This is a genomic window from Streptomyces sp. NPDC093586, from assembly GCF_044764905.1.
Taxonomy (GTDB): Bacteria; Actinomycetota; Actinomycetes; order Streptomycetales; family Streptomycetaceae; genus Streptomyces.
Genome location: NZ_JBIWJA010000096.1, coordinates 1 through 2,310 on the forward strand (window position 1 = coordinate 1; position 2,310 = coordinate 2,310).

A 2,310-nucleotide genomic window follows, 5' to 3' on the forward strand; every position below is an offset into this window, starting at 1 on the left:
CGTCAGTATACTGACGTCATGGCCTCTCCATACCCTGACGGATACCGGGAAAAGGTGGCGTCCAAGCTGCCCTCGGCGCTCCAGCAATCACTCAAGGTCCGCGCCGCTGAACTCAGCCTGGACATCCAGGAAGCCGTTGAGGCGGCCATCAACGGATGGCGTACCCATGCCGACATCGGTGCGGAGGTGGACACTTCCGGTGCCAAGTCGTTCTCCACCTGGCTTCCGCCGGGTCTGTACGAGCAGTTCAAGGAGACGTGCGCCGGCCGCGGTGTCTCGTACACGCAGGGTCTTGCCCGGTCGATCCGTGACTGGCTCGAGGCGAACCCGTCTCCCTCGCACGGGGCCCGCGGAACGGATCCCGAGCGGAAGATCGTCGGCAATCAGAAGGGCGGTGTCGGCAAGACCGCCGTCTCCGCGGGCATCGGCCAGGCCTACGCCGAAGCGGGCAAGCGCGTCCTCATCGTCGATTTCGACCCCCAGGGGCATCTCAGCGAACAGCTCGGAGTGCCCCAGATCGAGCCCGGTCGCGACAGCCTGGTCTCCCACATGTGCGGCGAGGGAGGCGGTGATCTGCGCGACCTGGTCGTAGTGATAGAGGACCAGCGGTTCGAGAAGCGGCTGCACGTGCTGCCCGCCTGCTTCGACGGTTTCCTCCTCGACGCGAAGATCGCTGTCGTGGCGACGCAGAAGCGTGGCTTCCAGAAGGAGGCGGCTCTCGAACTGGCGCTGCGTCCTCTCGAGGCCGACTACGACGTCATCATCATCGACTGCCCGCCCAGCCTCGGTATCGCCATGGACGCGGCCCTGTACTACGGGCACCGGCGTCGTGGGGAACCCGCCGGTGTGTCCGGCGTCGTCATTCCCGTCCTGGCCGAGGACTCGTCCGCCACGGCTTACGGGATGCTCGCCCAGCAGATCGAGGACCTCTGCCAGGACCTCTCCCTCGAGGTCGACTATCTGGGCCTGGTCGTGAACCTGTACGACTCCCGACGCGGCTACGTCGCCACGTCCTCCCTGGAGAACTGGAAGGCGCTCGGCGATCCGAAGGTCCTCGCCGTCATCGGCGATCTGAAGGAGCAGAGGGAAGCGGTCCGCAAGCGGATGCCGCTGCTGTCCTACGCCCCGCACAGTGACCAGGCGGAGGCCATGCGGCAGGTGGCGAGGGGGGCGACCCGTTGAGCAAGGCCGACTCCCTGGGACCGGCACCCGCGTTCGGCGCAGCCCGCGGGGCCCGGTCCTCACGACGCAACCTCATCGACAAGACCATCGGCGGGCAGGAATCGACCGCGGCGGCCGTCACCGAGCTGCCGGTCACCCTCATCAGCGACAACCCGGACAACCCGCGCAACCATCTGCGCAACCTCGACGAGACGGTGCAGACCGTCCGCGAGGTCGGCATCATCATCCCCATCGCTGTCGCCACGGTCGACTCCTACCTGCGCAACCGGCCGGAACGGACCGGCGACCTCGACGACGGAGCGCAGTACATCGTCGTCGACGGCCACCGTCGCCTCGAGGCCGCCCGCCGTGTCGGAATGGCCACCATCCCGGTCCGCGTCGACAACGGCCGCGTCGCCACCGACGAGGCCCTTCTCGAGGCCGCGTTCGTCGCGAACTACCACCGCGACGACATGACCGACCTCGAAGAGGCTCACGCCCTGAAGACCCTGGTCGACTACTACGGGTCCCAGACCAAGGCCGCCAAGCGGCTGGGCATTCCGCAGAACACCATCTCCAGCAAGCTGTCGCTGCTCAAGCTCACCCCCGAGCTCCAGAAGGACCTGGTGACCGGGGAACGGAAGGTGGAACACGTCCGCAACCTCGGCAAGCTGCCCCCCGAGGAACAGAAGGCCAAGGCGGACGAACGGGCGGAAGCAGCCCGCCAGAAGGCGGAGGCCCGATCACGCAAGACCGCGCAACGGCCGGCAGACCCCGCCGATTATCACGGCGTGATAATTCCGGAGACGCCCGCCGCCCCACCTGTCCCCCCGCCACCACCGGCACGGCCCGGCCCGGCCAGGACGTCGGCCGACGGCGAACAGAGCACCGAGTCCATCCCGGAACCACGGACCGGCACGGAAGAGCCCGGCACGGCGCAGCCGGCGGCAGCGCAGCCGGTGGCAGCGCGGCCCGGGCAGCCGAAGCGGCTTCCGTACGACGACGCCTTCTACTGCGTGCACCATCTCCACCGGAAGATGCAGCCGAAGACATTCGTCCAAGGAGCCCGGGTGTGGCTGGAGATCCTGCGAGAACAACACCCGGACGCCTACAAGACCCTGCTCACCGAGCTGGGACCCCCCTAGCCCC

2 protein-coding genes are annotated in these 2,310 nt (G+C 67.9%); both read left to right on the forward strand.

Features of this window, described 5'->3' with window-relative positions; translation table 11 throughout:
• Positions 1-18: 18 nt before the first annotated feature.
• Positions 19-1,182, forward strand: coding sequence for a ParA family protein (locus ACIRFH_RS36525; protein ID WP_403530890.1), 1,164 nt, complete (start codon positions 19-21; stop codon positions 1,180-1,182).
• Positions 1,179-2,306, forward strand: a complete 1,128-nt coding sequence (locus ACIRFH_RS36530) for a ParB/RepB/Spo0J family partition protein (RefSeq protein WP_403530893.1) — start codon at positions 1,179-1,181, stop codon at positions 2,304-2,306. Before ACIRFH_RS36525 ends, ACIRFH_RS36530 begins: the two co-directional genes overlap by 4 nt.
• Positions 2,307-2,310 lie beyond the last annotated feature (4 nt).

What these genes read in the sequence shown, in the direction of transcription:
- ACIRFH_RS36525 (WP_403530890.1), top strand. Translation starts at nt 19, where the DNA reads ATGGCCTCTCCATACCCTGACGGATACCGGGAAAAGGTGGCGTCCAAG.